The organism is Haloarcula amylovorans, assembly GCF_004681185.1.
GTDB classification, from domain to species: Archaea; Halobacteriota; Halobacteria; order Halobacteriales; family Haloarculaceae; genus Haloarcula; species Haloarcula amylovorans.
This window is the reverse complement of record NZ_SRIF01000001.1, coordinates 641963-657525: the sequence shown is the minus strand read 5'-3', so window position 1 is coordinate 657525 and position 15563 is coordinate 641963. Positions and strand designations below refer to the sequence as shown.

Sequence of the window (15563 nt, the reverse complement as noted above, 5' to 3'; positions counted from 1 at the left end):
AAACGGCGACCTGGACGTTAGACGACCGATTCGACTTTCTCGACGGAGTCGAGGTTTCGGTTCCGAACCGCTTCACCGGAACGCGAATCGAAGACGTGAATGGCTTCCTCGGGGAACCGAACCGTGACGTGGTCGCCGCCCTCGATCTCGCGCATTCCCTCGACGGTCGCGATGAAGTGTGACTCCTCGTTCCCGTCGAACGTGAGGTGGACCGTGTTCTCGTTTCCGCGCGGTTCGACCACGTCGACGACCGCGTCGTACTCGTGACGGCCAGACGCCGTCTCGATCACTTCGATGTCCTCCGGACGGATCCCGAGCGTGACATCGGTGTGGTCGCCCAATTCGTCCGCGGCCCGCTCCGAGAGTTCGTAGTCGAAGTGGTCGGTGACCAGCGTCGAGCGCTGCCGATCGGCCTCGAAGAAGTTCATCGACGGCTCGCCGATGAAGCCCGCGACGAACAGGTTGTTAGGTTCGTGATAGCATTCGAGCGGCGTCGCGGCCTGCTGGAGTCGACCATCGTTGAGGATGGCGATGCGGTCGGACATCGTCATCGCCTCCGTCTGGTCGTGGGTGACGTAGACGGTCGTCACGTCTAAGTCATCTTGCAGATGCTGGAGTTCCGTCCGCATCTCCGAGCGGAGCTTCGCGTCTAAGTTGGCGAGGGGCTCGTCCATCAGGAACACTTCCGGGTCCCGGACGATGGCGCGACCCAGCGCGACGCGCTGTTGTTGCCCACCGGAAAGTTCGCCCGGTTTCCGGTCGATGAGGTCGTGGATACCGAGCAGTTGCGTCGCGTCGCTCACGCGTTCGCCGATTTCGTCGTCCGAGAGCTTCGTCGACTGTTCCAGCCCGAACGCCATGTTCTCACGAACGCTCATGTGGGGGTACAGCGCGTAGGACTGGAACACCATCGCCACATTTCGCTGGGCGGGCGGCTGGTCGTTGATAATCTCGTTGCCGAGTCGAATCTCCCCGGACGTGATCTCTTCGAGACCAGCGATCATCCGGAGTGTCGTGGATTTCCCGCATCCGGAGGGACCGACGACACAGAGGAACTCGCCGTCCTGGATGTCGACCGACACTTTGTCTACGGCGACGATTTCGCCCTCGTCGTCGTCGTGGAATATCTTCGTTACGTCGTCGAGTGTTAGATTTGCCATTCTGTGAACCTCCTATTCAGCGACACCCTTTGCGAACTGTTCACCGAAGAAGACGTACACGAGCAACGTCGGCAGCGCAGCGACGATCGCTCCGGCCATCGTGGTGTTGAACGACTGGACAACACCGCCTGTCAGGGCGGTGAGTCGCTGGGTCGCAACTTGTGCCGAGGGTTCATTGACCAACACGAGTGCGAACAGCAGGTCGTTGTACACCTGCGTGAACTGGTAGATGAGCGTCACTGCGAACATCGGGAGCGACAGCGGCAGGATGATGTTCTTGTAGATGCTGAACGCCGTCGCGCCGTCGAGGCGAGCGGCCTCGATCATCTCGTCAGAGATGCCCTTGTAGTACGACCGGAACAGCAGCGTACACATGGGGAGTCCGTACGCAGCGTGTGTAATCGACAGCTGCACGAGCTGGACGTTGCCGTTTCGGCTCGGGTACACCCAGTTTCCGTTGGTGTAGAAGCCAAAGACGGTGTTGACGAAGCCGTTCAGAATGTCCGGGAGGATCTGGTACCAGAACTGCGAGAGTGGCACCAGCACGGCCTGGTACGGAATGAAGATACCCGCGATGATGAGCACGACGACGCCGACCTGGCCGCGCCAGTCGAGCGTCGTGAGCCCATAGGCAGTCAGGCTACCGAGCAGAGCCGAAAGGATGGTCGCCGGAATCGCCATCAGCATGGAGTTGACGAGGCCCGGACGGAGCGTGTTCCACGCCGTCTGGAGTGCGGCTAGCGTGAAGCCATCGCCCGTCGGTGGTGCGAACGGGACGGTCTGAGCGAACGCCTGCTGTGTCTTGAACATCGTCATCACGGCCGTCTCCATCGGGAAGAGATAGAAGACGATCCCGAACAGCAAGACGATGTAGAGGCCGATACGGCTGCGCTCCATGTTCTGTAGCCGCTGAATGGGATTTCGACTAGACGTACTCATAGTTGACCTCGCTTGTATTCACTGTAGAGATACGGGCCGATGATGAGCAACGCGAGAACGAACAGCACGATGGCGACCGCGGAGCCGTACGCCCACCGGAGGCTGCTGAAAGCGACGCGGTACATCATCGTCGCCAGAATGTCTAAGTTCGCGCCCGGCTGTGAGCCACGGAGCGCGTAGATGAAGTCGAACGCCTTCAGTGCGAACACCATCAGCACGACGGACGCTGAGACGGCGGAGGCGCGCAGTTGCGGGATGATGACGCGAAGGTACATCCGCACCGTCGACGCGCCGTCTACGCGTGCGGCCTCGTAGTGTTCGTCGGGGATCGCGCGCAGTCCGGCGAGGAACACGACCATCGCGTAGCCGCTGAACTGCCAGATGAGCGCGAAGATGACCGCCGCGAGCGCCGTCGTATTCCAAGAGAGCCACTGAACGACAGTGGCATTGACCATCTCGGGTTTCAACAGCGAAACGACCAGCCCTTCGAGATTCAACAGGCGAAGGAGTTGGTTGAACACGCCGTTTTTGGCGTTGTACACCCAGGCCCACATCGTCGCCGTCACGACGAACGAGAGGCTCATCGGGAGCAGGTAGATGGTCCGGAACGTGTTCTCGAAACGAATGTTCTGGTCGATCAGTATGGCGACCAACATTCCGAGGGCCAGACAGAGGATCGTGAACACCACCAGTAAGACGACGGTGTTCTGTGTCGCCTGCCAGAACGCCCCGTCGCTCAGCATCGTCGTGTACATGCTGAAATCGAGCTGGCCGTAGTTGGGTTCGCCGAGGCCCTGGAAGTCCGTCATCGAGAGAAGGATGTTCCAGAAGATCGCACCGTAGACGAAAAAGCCCGCCAGCAACACCGGCGGTAGCCAGAACGGGGCTGACTCGATGAGTTCCCACTGGACGGGCAGCGAATCTCGGAGCGTGTCCCGTCGTCGATCGCCGACGACTGCCTCCGCTCCGCCGTCCGTCGCTATTTGTCTGTCGTCCGATTCCTCCCGCGATGCCGCCGACCGGAGGGTATCCCCGGCTTTTCGGAGTCTATTGAATATCTCGCGCATGGTTGTGTCAGTCTACGCGGACGTGAGTTCGTCGTACACCACGCCGACGGCGTCGTCGTCTGCGACGGATTCCGACGCCCACGGTGGTAGTACCGTAGACGCCGCCCGTCCCCGCTCGGTTGCGGGGACAGCTACTACGTCGCTCACCCACCAGTGAGCGAGTCGTCGTGCCGTCGACACCGCTGGTGTACCACTAGCACCCGTCGTCGCCTCGCCGCGCTGTGGCTCCTCGCTGGATCGACCACCACGGTCGGCGGAGGCGTCCGCATCTATCGCCGCTCGCGTGCAGGTGGCACGATCGCGGACTGGATGCGAATAGGGGTCGTCAGTCATGGTTGTCACCGTGGAGTCGAACTCATCCTAAGTGGTGAGACCCAACACTTAATGCTTCCGAATATTCATGCATATCTCATGATGTCTGAGACGCCGATATTCGGCGCTCTCGGCGTTCTATGGTGATAATTCGTGATTTTATTCGACTCCATCTTGGTTTGGGGTGGCATGGTCCACTATACATCCATAAAAGCATCCAAGACGCCAATATATGCGAAAATCCTACGTGGGCACCGGTCACTTCTATCACAGTTCTCTGGACGGCGTGCTCACCAGTCGACGACGAACTGAGAATACCCCTGTTTCGGGTGGAGTTTGATAATATGTGTTGAATAAGTACGTAACGGTTGACGGCTTCCCTGTTGGCACAGCGGGAAATTTCTGCCGTACCGGTGGGTTTTACGCGGGGGCGTTCGACCGTCCATACGTATGAGTGACGAGTTCAGGACCGAACAGGACAGTCTCGGTGAAATGGAGGTTCCGGCCGACGCGTACTGGGGCGCACAGACCCAGCGCGCGATAGAGAACTTCCCCATCAGCGAGGTCACGTTCGGCCGACGATTCATCCGCGCGCTCGGGATCGTCAAGAAGGCCGCTGCGCAGGCCAATCGCGACTTGGAGATGATCCCCGAGGAGAAAGCCGACTGCATCGTCGAGGCGGCCGACGAGGTCATCGCAGGTGAACACGACGATCAGTTCCCCGTCGACGTCTTCCAGACCGGCTCCGGAACGTCCTCAAACATGAACGCGAACGAGGTCATCTCGAACCGGGCGACTGAACGCTACGGTGGGGAGGTTGGCACCCGCGAGATCCACCCGAACGACCACGTCAACTTCGGGCAGTCCTCCAACGACGTCATCCCGACAGCGATGCACGTCGCCTCGCTCGAAGCGGTCGAAAAGGACGTTCTCCCGGCGCTGAAGTCACTACGCGACGCGCTGAAAGCCAAAGAAGACGAGTTCGAGAACGTCGTCAAGACCGGTCGAACGCACCTCCAGGACGCCACGCCCATCACGCTGGGACAGGAGTTCTCGGGCTACCGAACCCAAGTCGAGAAGGGAATCTCGCGCGCGCAGGACGTCGAGGGTCGCCTCTCGGAACTCGCCCTCGGCGGCACCGCAGTTGGGACCGGTCTCAACACGCATCCAGAGTTTCCCTCGAAGGCCGCCGAGTACATCAGCGAGGAGACCGGCGTCGAGTTCCGCGAAGCCGACAACCACTTCGAGGCGCAGGCCGCCCACGACGCGATGTCAGAGGCCCACGGCGCACTGCGGACTGTCGCCGGGTCGCTGAACAAGATTGCCAACGACCTCCGACTGCTCGCCTCGGGTCCGCGCAACGGCCTCGGCGAAATCGACCAACCGGAGAATCAGCCCGGCTCCTCGATCATGCCCGGGAAGATCAACCCCGTGGTCGCCGAGGCAGTCAATCAGGTCCACAAGCAGGTCGTCGGCAACGACGCCGCCGTCGCTGCCGGGGCTGCGGAGGGCCAGATCGACCTCAACCTCTACAAGCCCGTTCTGGCCTCGAACTTCCTGCAGTCCGCGCGGCTCATCGCCAACGGGAGCGAGGTGTTCGCCGAAAAGTTCGTCGCTAAACTCGAAGCCGACGAGGAACACTGCGCCGAGCGCGTCGAACAGAGCATGGCGCTGGCAACGGCGCTCAACCCCGCAATCGGCTACGACAAGGCCAGTAAGGTCGCGAAGAAGGCGCTCGCCGACGGCAAGACCATCCGCGAAGTCGTCCTCGAAGAGGGCTACCTCGACGAAGACGAGGTCGACGAGGTACTGGACCCGAAGAAGATGACGGAGAGAGGGATTCTAGGCGACGAGTAGCGGATCGACATTCGAAGTGACGCGGTGCCGGCTGCCCCACAACATAATGCTTTTCTAGATAAAACGCAAATTCGATGCCCTCCAGACGTAGCTTCCTCGCATCAGCGGGAGTCGCTGGCACGGCCAGCGTCGCAGGCTGTCAAATCGATTCGGGATACGACGACGCGGCGGACGCCGCCGGCGACGACACGAACTGGCCGACGACCGGACACGACCGCCAGCACACGCGATACGTTCCAGCGGGGTCGGGACCGCGATCCGGCGTCACCGAACGCTGGCGTGTGGAGTCGGGGCTGGTCACCGCCGAACCGGTCGTCGTCGGCGACACCGTCCTCACAACAGTCGGCAACGATATGTTGGCACTCGACGCGGAGAGCGGCGAGGAGCGCTGGTCGGTCGACCCGGGAAACCAGGGAGCGAGCTATTGGGCTGCGCCGGCGGTCTACGACGGGACCGCATACGTCACCGGCAACGAGCGAGCCCGGGCGTTCGACGTCGAATCGGGCGAGCAGCAGTGGTCGCGTGAGTTCGGCTCTCCCACCGCTGGACCGACGGTCGGGTACGAGGGAAGCGGGCTATTCGTCGCCGCCGGCGAGACCGTCTTCCGACTCGACCGCGAGACCGGCGAGATAGCGTGGCAGCGCCGCCTCTTCGGCCAGATTCGCCAGCCAGTCGCGGTGAGGCCGCCATTCGTCGTCGCCGTAACGGAAGGCGGCGACGTGTACGCACTCGCCGCGAGCGACGGTGATGGATACTGGCGGACTGGGTTACCCGACGCGGTCCAGTGTACGCCGACGATGGCGGGTCGACGCATCTTCGTCGGCTGTTTCGACGGCAACCTGTACGCGCTGGGCCACCGCGGTCAGCGAAAGTGGTCGACCGAAATCGGCGGGTTCGCGAAGGGCGGTATCGGTGTCGCGGACGGCACGGTGTACGCCGACGGCGGCCGCGAACTTCACGCCGTCGGGGCCGAGGGCGGCGAGCATCGGTGGCGGGTCGGTCTGGGGACGACAGGCGACCACGCTCCGGTCATCGTCGGCGACACTATCTACGTCGGCGGTGATCGTCTCCGTGCGCTCAGGCCAGGCGGTGGCATCGGCGTCGGGAGCGTCCGTGTCGAAGCCGCACGGTTCACGGCGAATATTGGCCACTACGTCGGCCAGCTATCCGCCGCGAACGGCTCGCTGTACGCTCACGCGACCGAGGAGACCGCCGAAGGTGACCGGAACGTCTTGGTCCGACTAGACCCCGAGTGACTTTGAGTTGGCCCGTCGAGTCGGCCCGGTCTCCGTCACTCAGTCGATATCGTCGAGCACCCACCGCGGCGTCGAGACGTTCGTATTGTCGAACTCGTGATACCGGAAACTGTAGCTGACTCGCTCCGCCTCTGTCTGATACTGGACTTCGAGTCGATGGACGACGCCGTGGGCGTCGACGAGGAGGCTGATGTCGTACGACTGTACAGTTTCCCGAGACGGTGGGGTTCCACTGGACCCAGTCACTCGAAAGAAGGGCTCGCCGTCCCGTTGGGTTCGCTGGGTCTGACTCTGTGGGACGGCCGCGTACTGTTCGATGTAGAATGCGGCTTCGTAGGCGAACTGATCCTGCGTGAACCGGATGCGGCCGCCGGTCTCGGTGACATTGCCGTCGTCGCTGCGCTCGTACCAGCGCCGGCCGTCGGCGAACGTGGTCTGTCGGTAGTCATCGACTGTCTCGTTCCCTCGATATCGCTGTCGGTGCAGACGGTGGAGATAGCGTTCCGCGCTGGCCACTCGGGTCGCCTCGTCGCGGACGACGGTGACGGTGCCGTTTGGCGTCTGGGTCGTCCGTCTGTACTGCTCGTAGAAGGTGTACGAACGGTTTTGCAGTGCTTGTCGGTGCGTCGTTGCCAGAACGTCCGCCCGCCGTAGTCCGTCCCCGTTGATGCCGGGTGGGAAATCCAGTTGCGCCTGAGTCGCCATCGACGGTTCGGGGACCGGCGCTGGCGTGACGGTCTGTGGGCGCGGAGCGTCGCCGAAGCCCGAAAAGCTGCTACACCCGGCGGTCACCACGAGCAGACCGACGAGGAGGGCGGACTGCCAGCGCACACCCGATGCAGGGACGCGAGGAGCAAAAGCGCGAGGGGCGGAAGGGAGCGTTTTTTGCCCCCTGGTCCCGGACCATCCGACAATGACTGCCGCCGACTTCGACTACGAGGATTTGGGACTGGTGGCCGGACTGGAGATACACCAGCAACTGGACACCGCGACCAAGTTGTTCTGTGAGTGCCCGACGAAACTACGCGAACCGGAAGAATCGGACCGACGATTCACCCGCTATCTCCACCCGACTAAGAGCGAACTCGGCGAGATAGACGAGGCCGCCCTCGAAGAGAGCATGGTCGACCGCGAGTTCGAGTATCTCGCCTACGACACCACCTGTCTCGTCGAGGAGGACGACGAACCGCCCCACCGCGTCGACCGGGAGGCCATGGAGACGGCGATGGAGATCGGCCAGCTCATGGACATGAGCGTCGTCGACCAGGTGAACGTCATGCGGAAGATCGTCGTCGACGGGTCGAACACGACCGGGTTCCAGCGGTCGATGCTCGTCGCCAACGACGGCGCTATCGAGACCAGCGACGGACAGGTCGGCATCGAGGACATGCTCTTAGAGGAGGAGTCCTGCCAGCGCGTCGAGGAGACCGACGACGGCGTTCGCTTCTCGCTGGACCGACTCGGCATCCCGCTGGTCGAAATCGGTACCAAGCCGGACATCCGTTCTCCCGAACAGGCCCGCGAGGCCGCCGAGCGAATTGGGATGCTCCTGCGCTCGACCGGGAAGGTAAAGCGCGGACTAGGGACCATCCGGCAGGACGTGAACGTCTCCATCGCCGAGGGCGCGCGCATCGAACTCAAGGGTGTCCAGAGCCTCGACGACATCGACGACCTGGTACGCAACGAGGTCCGTCGCCAGGTCGAACTGCTGGACATCGTCGATGAACTCGACGAGCGCGACGCGAGCGTCGGCGACCCGCAGGACGTGACCGACACCTTCGAGGATACCGACTCCGGCGTCATCCGCGGCGCGCTCGACAGCGGCGGTCACGTGCAAGCCGTCCTCCTCTCCGGCTTCGACGGTCTCGTCGGCCGGGAACTCCAGCCTGACCGCCGTCTCGGGACGGAGTTCTCGGACCACGCCAAGCGCCACGGCGCTGGCGGCATCTTCCACACGGACGAGTTACCTGCCTACGGCGTGACCGAGGCCGAAGTCGAGGCGCTGCGAGCGGCCGTCGGCGCGGGTCCCGACGACGCCGTCGCCATCGTCGCCGACGACCCCGAGACGGCGGACCTCGCTATCGACGCCGTCGCCGAACGCGCCGAGACGGCACTGGAAGGCGTTCCGGAGGAGACGCGCGACGCGCTGGAGGACGGCACCTCGCGGTATCTCCGTCCGCTTCCCGGTGCCGCGCGGATGTACCCCGAGACGGACGTGCCGCCGGTCGAACCCGACGTGACCGACGTGGAGACGCCGGAACTGCTGACCGAGAAAGTCGAGCGCTACGAGGAGGAGTTCGGCCTCGATTCCGGGCTGGCCGAGCAGGTAGCCTACGGGCAGCAGTGGCCGCTGTTTGAGTCCCTCGTCGGGCAGGACGCCGTCGACGCGACGCTGGCGGCGGGGACGCTCGAATCCACGCTGACCGAACTCCGCCGCGACGGCATCCCCGTCGAGGCGTTGACCGACGGCCACCTCCGAGAGACGATTCTCCTCGTCGATAGCGGCGAAGTTCCACAGGAAGGCATCGAGGACCTGCTCTCGGCGCTCGCAGAGAACCCCGACCTCTCGGCGGAGGAAGCCGTCGAACAGGAGGACCTCGGCGGCGTGGACGAGAGCGAGGTGCGCGAGGCTGTCGAAGAAGTGGTCGAACGGAACGCAGAACAGGTCGAAACCGAGGGAATGGGCGCGTTCTCCGGACTCATGGGCGAGTGTATGGGCGCTCTTCGCGGGAAGGCCGACGGTGACACGGTCAGCAGCGTGCTACGCGAAGAGATCCAGAAACGAGCCTGAGACGCTCTCCCGCTATTTCTCTCCGCGTTCCGCCGACTCACTTTCTGCACGTTCGATGCGTTGTCGCGCTTTTCGGAACACGCCTCTGAGCGTGCGGGTCTCGCGGCCGGTCGGCTGTGCCCGGCCAAATACCCGACGGAACAGTCGTCGAGTCTTGGGCTGTTTCTCTTCGGGATGACCGCTGGCAGCGAGGAACCGCTCGAACTCTCCGTGGAGGCCTTCGATGGCTCGCTCGTCGGCGCGAGCGTGGAGTTCCTCGGGGTGCTGATCGCGCTCGACGGTCAACTCGCGCAACTCGTAGAGGACGATCGTCGCGGCCTGCCCGAGGTTCAACACCGGATAGTCGGCGTTCGCGGGTATCGAGCAGAGTTCGTCCAGCCGGGCGAGTTCGTCGTTCGTCAGGCCGACGCGCTCGCGGCCGAAGACGACGCAGGTGTTGCTCTCGACCCCAGCGAGCGAGTCGGAGAGTTCGGCCGGCGTCTTCGCGGGGTAACGGACGTGGTTCGAGGCGTCCTCGTTCGTCGTGGCGGTGCAGGCGACGGTGTGGTAGTTCTCGACGAGGTGATCGAAGGTCACCTCGCGGGCATTCGGCAAGATATCCTCGCGGGCCTGCCCAGCAAACCCGTAGGCCTCCCCGTCGGGGTCCAGTTCCGGCGGGTCCACGAGCAGCAATTCGGAGAGCCCGAAGTTCTTCATCGACCGGGCGATGGTGCCGACGTTGCCCGGTGTCTCGGCGTCGACGACGGCGACCGAGATCATACGTCGAGATCGCTAAAGTCCAGGTCCATCGCCGCCTTCTCCTCGTCGTCCAGTTCCTGGAGTTCCGCTTCGAGGCTCGGAACGGCGTCGGCGCGAGTCGGTGCCTCGGGCAGCGCGGTCGGGTTCTCGTCGACGTGTTCGAGTCCCTCGTAGTCGTCGGGTGCGCGGTTGCCGTCGAGGAACCACTGGTGGAACACCTCCTGTAGTTCGAGGTCGCCCGCGTACTCCTCGCCGCCGGCTTCGCGGAACCAGTAGAGGAAGTCCGGTTCGTGGACCGAACAGAGGATGACCTCGCCGCCGGGTTCGCCGTAGATGACTTCGGCGACGTTGCACTCCGCTATCTGGCCGTCGCCGTACTGGAGCCAGCAGGCGTCACACGGGTCGACCACTCGATCGGCCAGCACGAGGAGGCGCTGGCGCACCTCCGGTTCCAACGTCGCTAGCGGCCGAATCCGTCCCTCCTCGTTCAGTACGTCCTCCTCGAATCGCCAGCCCCGCAGCCCGATGTTGACCTTCGCCATGGGCGGCGGTAGTCGATAGCGAGACTAAAAGAGCGCGATGTGGTCGTCTCAGCCCAACAGGATACGCAACCAGGGATTGTTCTCGACGACAGCGGTGTCTTCGAGATAGCTGTCGAGGCCGAGGATGCGCCCGGCCCCGAACGCGCCCAGACCGAACAGCAGGACAGCGTAGACCATGTGGTCGTCGACGACCCAGCCGTGAGCGATGGGCAGGCCGGCCAACAGCCCGCCTTGTAGCGCCGCGAGCCAGTAGAACAGCATCATCACCGCGCCCCAGAACGCGGCGAAACGGACGAACACACCGACGAGCAACGCCAGTCCGGCAAGCGTCAGTCCGAGCATGTTCAGCCAGTCGATGGCGGGGTTGCCGGCCATCGCGGCGAACATGCCGGTCAGTGGGTTCCCCTCGGGAATCCCGTTCGTCAAGAACCCCGCTGCGGTCCAGTTGTTCGCCGGGTCGCCGTCGACGTAGGTGACGAGTTTCGTGATACCACCCTGAAACAGCGTCCACCCCATCACGATCCTGAGAAAGAACAGCGAGTAACCGACCCACGTCTCGGAGTAGTCGAAGCTCACTGGCCGTCCGAGGACCTCCGATTGCAGCGTCTGTTTGGTACTCATACACACACTTAAGATGGCGGCCAGAATAGTGTTTGTGGAGCGGTAGCGGACTGCAAGCGTACCGCGGGCGCTCAGTCTGGACCGGCCCTGAACTGCCGTTCGACCCAGTTCGTGCTGTCGAGTACTTCGATACTCGCCTGCAGGCGGGCAAGTCGCTCTCGACGGTCGCGCTCGTCAAGTTCGAGAGACCGTTCGATGGCGTCGGCGATCTCGGCGATGTCGTGTGGGTTGACGGTGAGTGCGCCGTCGAGTTGCGTCGCCGCACCGGCCAGTTCGCTCAGGACGAGGGCACCGTCGCCGTCGACGCAGGCCGTCGGATACTCGTGAGCGACGAGATTCATCCCGTCCCGGTGAGGCGTCACGAGCGCCGCGTCGGCCACTCGATAGAGTCCCGCGAGCGTCTCGGCGGAGAGTCGTCGCTCCGTGTAGACGGCGGGATGCCAGTCGTCGGTGCCGTACCGCTCGTTGATGCGTTGCATCTCGGCGACCACGTCCTGTCGGTACCGGCGGTAGGCGGCGATCCCTTCGCGGGTCCGACTGGCCTTCTGGACGTAGGTAAACTCCCCACGGAGGTCCGGACGGCGCTCCCAGAGGTGGTCGAGTGCGGCGATGCGTTCGGGAATCCCCTTCGAGTAGTCGAGTCGTTCGACGCCCAGGACAATGGGAATCGACGGGTCCGGCACCGTATCGCCAAGCAGCTGCCGACGGACGGCGTCGGTGTCCGCGTTCTCGGCGCGGTGGCGGACGCCATCCACGTCGATGCCGAGTGGGTTTGCGACCGCCCGCGTTTCCGTCCCCTCGTAGCGGACGACGCTGTTGTCGAGGTCGACCGTCGCGTCGGGGACGATGGCCTCGACACAGCGGCAGAAGTGGTCGGCATCGGGTTCCGTGTGGAAGCCGACGACATCACAGGCCAGCAGGCCGTCGAGGACCGCCTCCCCGCGCGGGCAGTGGTCGAACACTGTCGGGGCGGGCCACGGGATATGCCAGAAGTGGTGGAGCGTCGCGTCGGGCCGTGCCGTCCGGACTCGACGAGGGGCCAGTGCAAAGTGGTAGTCCTGAAACCAGACGGTGTCTTCGGGGTCGGTGACCTCTCGGACGGCTCCGGCGAAGCGCTCGTTGACTGCCCGGTACTGCTCCCAGTACGTCGGCTTCGCCCAGATACGACCTGACTCTTCGTGACACAGCGGCCAGAGGACCTGATTGGCGTAGCCGTGGTAGTAGCCCTCGATTTCTTCTTCGGAGAGAGGGACTCGCTTGAGGTCGTAGGACTCCTCGCCGGGGGGAACTGCCACGATGCCCTCGTCGGCGACGGCCATGTCGGCGTCGCCGCTGGCCCACGCGACCCACGTTCCACCGAGCGAGCGCATCAGCGGATCGAGCGCGCTCGTCACGCCGCCCGTTGCCGTCGTGACCGCAACGTCGTCTGTCGTAATCGCGCCCTCGACTGGGTCCGCCGTCCATTCGTGGCTGTACGGCTGCCGGTTCGAGACCACGACCAGTGACTCAGGAAGCGCGTCGACACTCGACTGGCTCATCACAGTACTGTTCGTTCGTGCCCGCCTTGAGGCTATCGTGGAGTGATAACGACGTGGCGAATTGGCGTCAAGCAGGTGGCAGTAAGAGAAAGCTTATACCGCAGGGGTCGAAATACGGGGGTGAAAGCCGAAAGGGCACCCGGGTAGGGGTACACGGACGTGCCATTTCGGCTCAATCCGGTTTATCTGGGTGTTACGCTCGCAGTACCAACTATGCAATTTCACACGTGGGAGCCAGTGTACGAAGCGATTCTCGCAGATTTCGGCTATCCCCGCGACGGCGACGAAGCCGCCCGAGACGCGCTCGGAGAGCTATTGCAAGAAACCGACACCTACCGACCGGAAGGGGTCGGATTCGACGGACAGACGGTAGCTATCGCCGGTGCTGGCCCGTCGCTCGAAGCCGAGACCGACCGGGCCGCAGACGCCGATGTCGTCGTCGCCGCCTCGGTGGCCGCTGACCGCCTCCGAGACGCCGGCATCGCCGTGGACTGCATGGTGACCGACCTCGATAAGAACCCTGAGACCGGCCGCAACCTCACGCGAGCGGGGACGCCCGTGTTCGTCCACGCCCACGGCGACAACGTCCCCGCCGTCAGAGAGTACGTCCCGACTTACGACGCCGCCTTCGTCGTCCCGACGACGCAGGCCGAGCCGACCGACACCGTCCAGAACTTCGGTGGGTTCACCGACGGCGACCGGGCCGCATTCGTCGCCGACCACTTCGGGGCCGAGCGGCTGACGTTCGTCGGGTGGGACTTCGACGATCCGGACATCTCCCCGGAGAAACGCCGCAAACTCGACTGGGCCGAGCGACTGCTGTACTGGCTCGAACGCCGCCGGAACGAACACTTCTCGGTCCTCAATGGCCGACGGGACGACATCGACCCGCTCGTCAGTCCCCGGTAGCGAGGGGCACGAGCACCGCGAGTGGCTCTCGAAGCGGCGGGGCAAAAAATTCCGCTCACGGAGCCAGCACGTCGATGGTCGCATCGATCACGTCTCGCTCGGCCGCGCGCGGGAACGAGACGTTGATGGCGTCGACGCCGTCGATACTTTCGAATCTGGCAATCTGTTCCCGACACTCCTCGGGCGTGCCCGCGACGGCTATCTCGTCCAGTAAGTCGTCGCCGACGGCCGCCGTCGCGGCCTCCTGTTCGCCGGAGGCCCACTGTTGGGCCACTTCGTCGGCCGTCTCCTCGTAGCCCTGCCTGGCGAGGGCGTCTCGGTAGTACGTTCCCATGCCGCCGATGTAGAACGCGATATGTTGGCGAGTCAGCTCTCTGGCTCGTTCGCGGTCGTCTAATGCACAGCAGGGCAGCGAGAGGGTCACGCGCTGATCATCACGGTCTCGGTCGCCCAATTCCGTCCCGCGTTCGAAGTCGTCGAGTCGCTCGGTGATACCGTCGGCGGTCAACAGCAGGGCGTGCCAGCCGTCGGCGAAGCGCCCAGCGAGTTCGACCGACTTCGGGCCGAGTCCACCCGCGTCGACCGGCGGAATCGGGTCCGGCGGGTCACAGCGCAGTCGAAAGCCCGACAGCTGGAAGATGTCACCGTCGTAGTTCACCGTCTCGCCGGAGAGGACTTGCTTGACGATATCGATGGTTTCGCGGGTCCGCCGGAGCGGTTGCTCGAAGTCCACGCCGTGCCATCCCTCGATAACGATGGGACCAGAGGGACCGACGCCCATCCGCAGGCGGCCGTCGGACACCTCCTGTAAGGTCGCCGCTGTCTGCCCGATGAGTGCGGGCGACCGGGAGTAGACGTTCATCACCGACGTTCCGATGCCGATTTTGTCGGTGTGCTCGGCGATGTTCGAGAGCGTCGTGACGGCGTCCCGGCCCCACGTCTCCGGGAGCCAGACCCGTTCGTAGCCGCTCGACTCGGCGAGTTGACTCATACCGACGAGCGTCTCGACGGAAGGCTGTGCGGCGACGGGCAGGTAGATATCTCGGTCTGTCATAGCTCTGGGGTCTCCTCTATCGGCGGGACGCCACGCGGGGAGAGGGTCTGGCCGGTGACGAAGGAAGCGGCGTCGCTGGCGAGGAACCGAACGACGTCGGCGATCTCCTCGCTGACGCCGACGTTGCGGTCGACGGACTCCCGGTCTACTTCCTCGGCGCTGATCCCCATCTGGGATTCGAGGCCTGGCGTCGCCACGTATCCCGGTGCGACGCAGTTGACCCGGACATCTCTTCCGGCCCACTCGTAGGCCAGCGTGCGCGTGAGGTTGACGATGGCCGCCTTCGAGGCGGCGTAGTGGCTCATGTACGGCGCGCCGTCCATCCCGGCCACGCTGGCGACGTTGACGACGCTGCCGCCGTCGAGGTGGTCGCTCGCCGCCTGCGAGCAGTTGACGGTGCCGGTGAGGTTCACGTCGACGACGGACTGCCACCCGTTTGCGGAGATGTCGTCGAAGGACGCCATGAACGACGCACCGGCGTTGTTCACCAACACCCCGAGTCCACCGAACTCCGCGACGGCCGCCTCGACGAACGCGCCGACGCTCTCCCGCTCGCGGACGTCGCACTCGACGCCGATCGCGTCGCCCGGGTACTCGTCGCTGATCGCTTCGGCCGTCTCGGAAATCTCGTTCTCGTCGCGCGAACAGATGGCGACGTCGGCCCCATCGGCGGCGAACGTCTCCGCGACGGCTCGTCCGATACCCCGCGACGCGCCCGTGACCACCGCTGGTCCGTCGACGCTGAACCTGCCAGACATGGGCTCCAGTCGGGCCGCGTG

Annotated in this window: 15 protein-coding genes; 4 read left to right on the top strand and 11 right to left on the bottom strand. The window is 64.1% G+C overall.

From position 1 onward, the window contains the following. Window positions 1-17 precede the first annotated feature (17 nt). Genes E4S61_RS03340 through E4S61_RS03325 form a run of 4 tightly spaced genes read right to left on the bottom strand, consistent with a single transcriptional unit; the run spans window position 18 to window position 3499 of the window. A complete protein-coding gene (locus E4S61_RS03340) occupies window positions 18-1160 on the bottom strand; it encodes an ABC transporter ATP-binding protein (protein WP_135302484.1) in 1143 nt (380 codons plus the stop codon). Between the two features lie 12 nt (window positions 1161-1172). Continuing rightward, entirely contained in the window at window positions 1173-2099 is a 927-nt protein-coding gene (locus E4S61_RS03335) for a carbohydrate ABC transporter permease (RefSeq protein ID WP_135302483.1), read from the bottom strand. After that, window positions 2096-3166, bottom strand: coding sequence for a carbohydrate ABC transporter permease (locus tag E4S61_RS03330; protein WP_135302482.1), 1071 nt, complete (start codon window positions 3164-3166; stop codon window positions 2096-2098). Before E4S61_RS03330 ends, E4S61_RS03335 begins: the two co-directional genes overlap by 4 nt. A 12-nt stretch (window positions 3167-3178) precedes the next feature. After that, window positions 3179-3499: a hypothetical protein gene (locus E4S61_RS03325; protein ID WP_135302481.1), complete on the bottom strand. Its 321-nt coding sequence runs from the start codon at window positions 3497-3499 to the stop codon at window positions 3179-3181. 429 nt (window positions 3500-3928) lie between these two features. Between E4S61_RS03325 and E4S61_RS03320 the strand changes: the two genes are divergently transcribed. Both E4S61_RS03320 and E4S61_RS03315 read left to right on the top strand, forming a co-directional pair. Then, on the top strand, window positions 3929-5335 hold the full coding sequence (locus E4S61_RS03320; protein WP_135302480.1) for a class II fumarate hydratase: 1407 nt from the start codon (window positions 3929-3931) through the stop codon (window positions 5333-5335). Window positions 5336-5409: 74 nt separating this feature from the next. Then, window positions 5410-6591: a PQQ-binding-like beta-propeller repeat protein gene (locus tag E4S61_RS03315; protein WP_135302479.1), complete on the top strand. Its 1182-nt coding sequence runs from the start codon at window positions 5410-5412 to the stop codon at window positions 6589-6591. Window positions 6592-6630: 39 nt separating this feature from the next. On the opposite strand, the gene E4S61_RS03310 is transcribed toward E4S61_RS03315, so the two are convergent. Then, entirely contained in the window at window positions 6631-7422 is a 792-nt protein-coding gene (locus E4S61_RS03310; RefSeq protein ID WP_135302478.1) for a hypothetical protein, read from the bottom strand. Between the two features lie 82 nt (window positions 7423-7504). Here E4S61_RS03310 and gatE point away from each other — a divergent pair, with 82 nt between their 5' ends. Beyond that, window positions 7505-9382 (top strand): Glu-tRNA(Gln) amidotransferase subunit GatE, encoded by a 1878-nt coding sequence (gatE, locus tag E4S61_RS03305; protein WP_135302477.1) that lies wholly within the window; start codon window positions 7505-7507, stop codon window positions 9380-9382. A 12-nt stretch (window positions 9383-9394) separates the two neighbouring features. On the opposite strand, the gene E4S61_RS03300 is transcribed toward gatE, so the two are convergent. The 4 genes from E4S61_RS03300 to E4S61_RS03285 all read right to left on the bottom strand — a co-directional run bounded on the left by E4S61_RS03300 (window position 9395) and on the right by E4S61_RS03285 (window position 12821). Continuing rightward, window positions 9395-10141 carry an RNA methyltransferase gene (locus E4S61_RS03300; protein WP_135302476.1) on the bottom strand — a complete coding sequence of 249 codons (747 nt, stop codon included), beginning with the start codon at window positions 10139-10141 and terminating at the stop codon, window positions 9395-9397. Then, complete coding sequence (locus E4S61_RS03295; protein ID WP_135302475.1) at window positions 10138-10662, bottom strand: hypothetical protein; 525 nt, start codon at window positions 10660-10662, stop codon at window positions 10138-10140. Before E4S61_RS03295 ends, E4S61_RS03300 begins: the two co-directional genes overlap by 4 nt. Window positions 10663-10710: 48 nt before the next feature. Then, the gene (locus E4S61_RS03290) at window positions 10711-11283 is read right to left on the bottom strand and encodes a DoxX family membrane protein (protein ID WP_135302474.1); all 573 of its coding nucleotides are present in this window, start codon (window positions 11281-11283) and stop codon (window positions 10711-10713) included. A gap of 71 nt (window positions 11284-11354) precedes the next feature. Further along, window positions 11355-12821 (bottom strand): alpha,alpha-trehalose-phosphate synthase (UDP-forming), encoded by a 1467-nt coding sequence (locus E4S61_RS03285; RefSeq protein WP_135302473.1) that lies wholly within the window; start codon window positions 12819-12821, stop codon window positions 11355-11357. A gap of 213 nt (window positions 12822-13034) precedes the next feature. Here E4S61_RS03285 and E4S61_RS03280 point away from each other — a divergent pair, with 213 nt between their 5' ends. Continuing rightward, window positions 13035-13730 carry a 6-hydroxymethylpterin diphosphokinase MptE-like protein gene (locus E4S61_RS03280; RefSeq protein WP_135302472.1) on the top strand — a complete coding sequence of 232 codons (696 nt, stop codon included), beginning with the start codon at window positions 13035-13037 and terminating at the stop codon, window positions 13728-13730. Window positions 13731-13785: 55 nt separating this feature from the next. Here E4S61_RS03280 and E4S61_RS03275 read toward each other — a convergent pair whose 3' ends face one another. Both E4S61_RS03275 and E4S61_RS03270 read right to left on the bottom strand, forming a co-directional pair. Continuing rightward, window positions 13786-14784: a TIGR04024 family LLM class F420-dependent oxidoreductase gene (locus E4S61_RS03275; RefSeq protein WP_135302471.1), complete on the bottom strand. Its 999-nt coding sequence runs from the start codon at window positions 14782-14784 to the stop codon at window positions 13786-13788. Then, the gene (locus E4S61_RS03270) at window positions 14781-15542 is read right to left on the bottom strand and encodes an SDR family NAD(P)-dependent oxidoreductase (protein WP_135302470.1); all 762 of its coding nucleotides are present in this window, start codon (window positions 15540-15542) and stop codon (window positions 14781-14783) included. Before E4S61_RS03270 ends, E4S61_RS03275 begins: the two co-directional genes overlap by 4 nt. Window positions 15543-15563 lie beyond the last annotated feature (21 nt).

What these genes read in the sequence shown, in the direction of transcription:
- E4S61_RS03340 (WP_135302484.1), bottom strand. Translation starts at nt 1,160, where the DNA reads ATGGCAAATCTAACACTCGACGACGTAACGAAGATATTCCACGACGAC.
- E4S61_RS03335 (WP_135302483.1), bottom strand. Translation starts at nt 2,099, where the DNA reads ATGAGTACGTCTAGTCGAAATCCCATTCAGCGGCTACAGAACATGGAG.
- E4S61_RS03330 (WP_135302482.1), bottom strand. Translation starts at nt 3,166, where the DNA reads ATGCGCGAGATATTCAATAGACTCCGAAAAGCCGGGGATACCCTCCGG.
- E4S61_RS03325 (WP_135302481.1), bottom strand. Translation starts at nt 3,499, where the DNA reads ATGACTGACGACCCCTATTCGCATCCAGTCCGCGATCGTGCCACCTGC.
- E4S61_RS03320 (WP_135302480.1), top strand. Translation starts at nt 3,929, where the DNA reads ATGAGTGACGAGTTCAGGACCGAACAGGACAGTCTCGGTGAAATGGAG.
- E4S61_RS03315 (WP_135302479.1), top strand. Translation starts at nt 5,410, where the DNA reads ATGCCCTCCAGACGTAGCTTCCTCGCATCAGCGGGAGTCGCTGGCACG.
- gatE (WP_135302477.1), top strand. Translation starts at nt 7,505, where the DNA reads ATGACTGCCGCCGACTTCGACTACGAGGATTTGGGACTGGTGGCCGGA.
- E4S61_RS03300 (WP_135302476.1), bottom strand. Translation starts at nt 10,141, where the DNA reads ATGATCTCGGTCGCCGTCGTCGACGCCGAGACACCGGGCAACGTCGGC.
- E4S61_RS03295 (WP_135302475.1), bottom strand. Translation starts at nt 10,662, where the DNA reads ATGGCGAAGGTCAACATCGGGCTGCGGGGCTGGCGATTCGAGGAGGAC.
- E4S61_RS03290 (WP_135302474.1), bottom strand. Translation starts at nt 11,283, where the DNA reads ATGAGTACCAAACAGACGCTGCAATCGGAGGTCCTCGGACGGCCAGTG.
- E4S61_RS03285 (WP_135302473.1), bottom strand. Translation starts at nt 12,821, where the DNA reads ATGAGCCAGTCGAGTGTCGACGCGCTTCCTGAGTCACTGGTCGTGGTC.
- E4S61_RS03280 (WP_135302472.1), top strand. Translation starts at nt 13,035, where the DNA reads ATGCAATTTCACACGTGGGAGCCAGTGTACGAAGCGATTCTCGCAGAT.
- E4S61_RS03275 (WP_135302471.1), bottom strand. Translation starts at nt 14,784, where the DNA reads ATGACAGACCGAGATATCTACCTGCCCGTCGCCGCACAGCCTTCCGTC.
- E4S61_RS03270 (WP_135302470.1), bottom strand. Translation starts at nt 15,542, where the DNA reads ATGTCTGGCAGGTTCAGCGTCGACGGACCAGCGGTGGTCACGGGCGCG.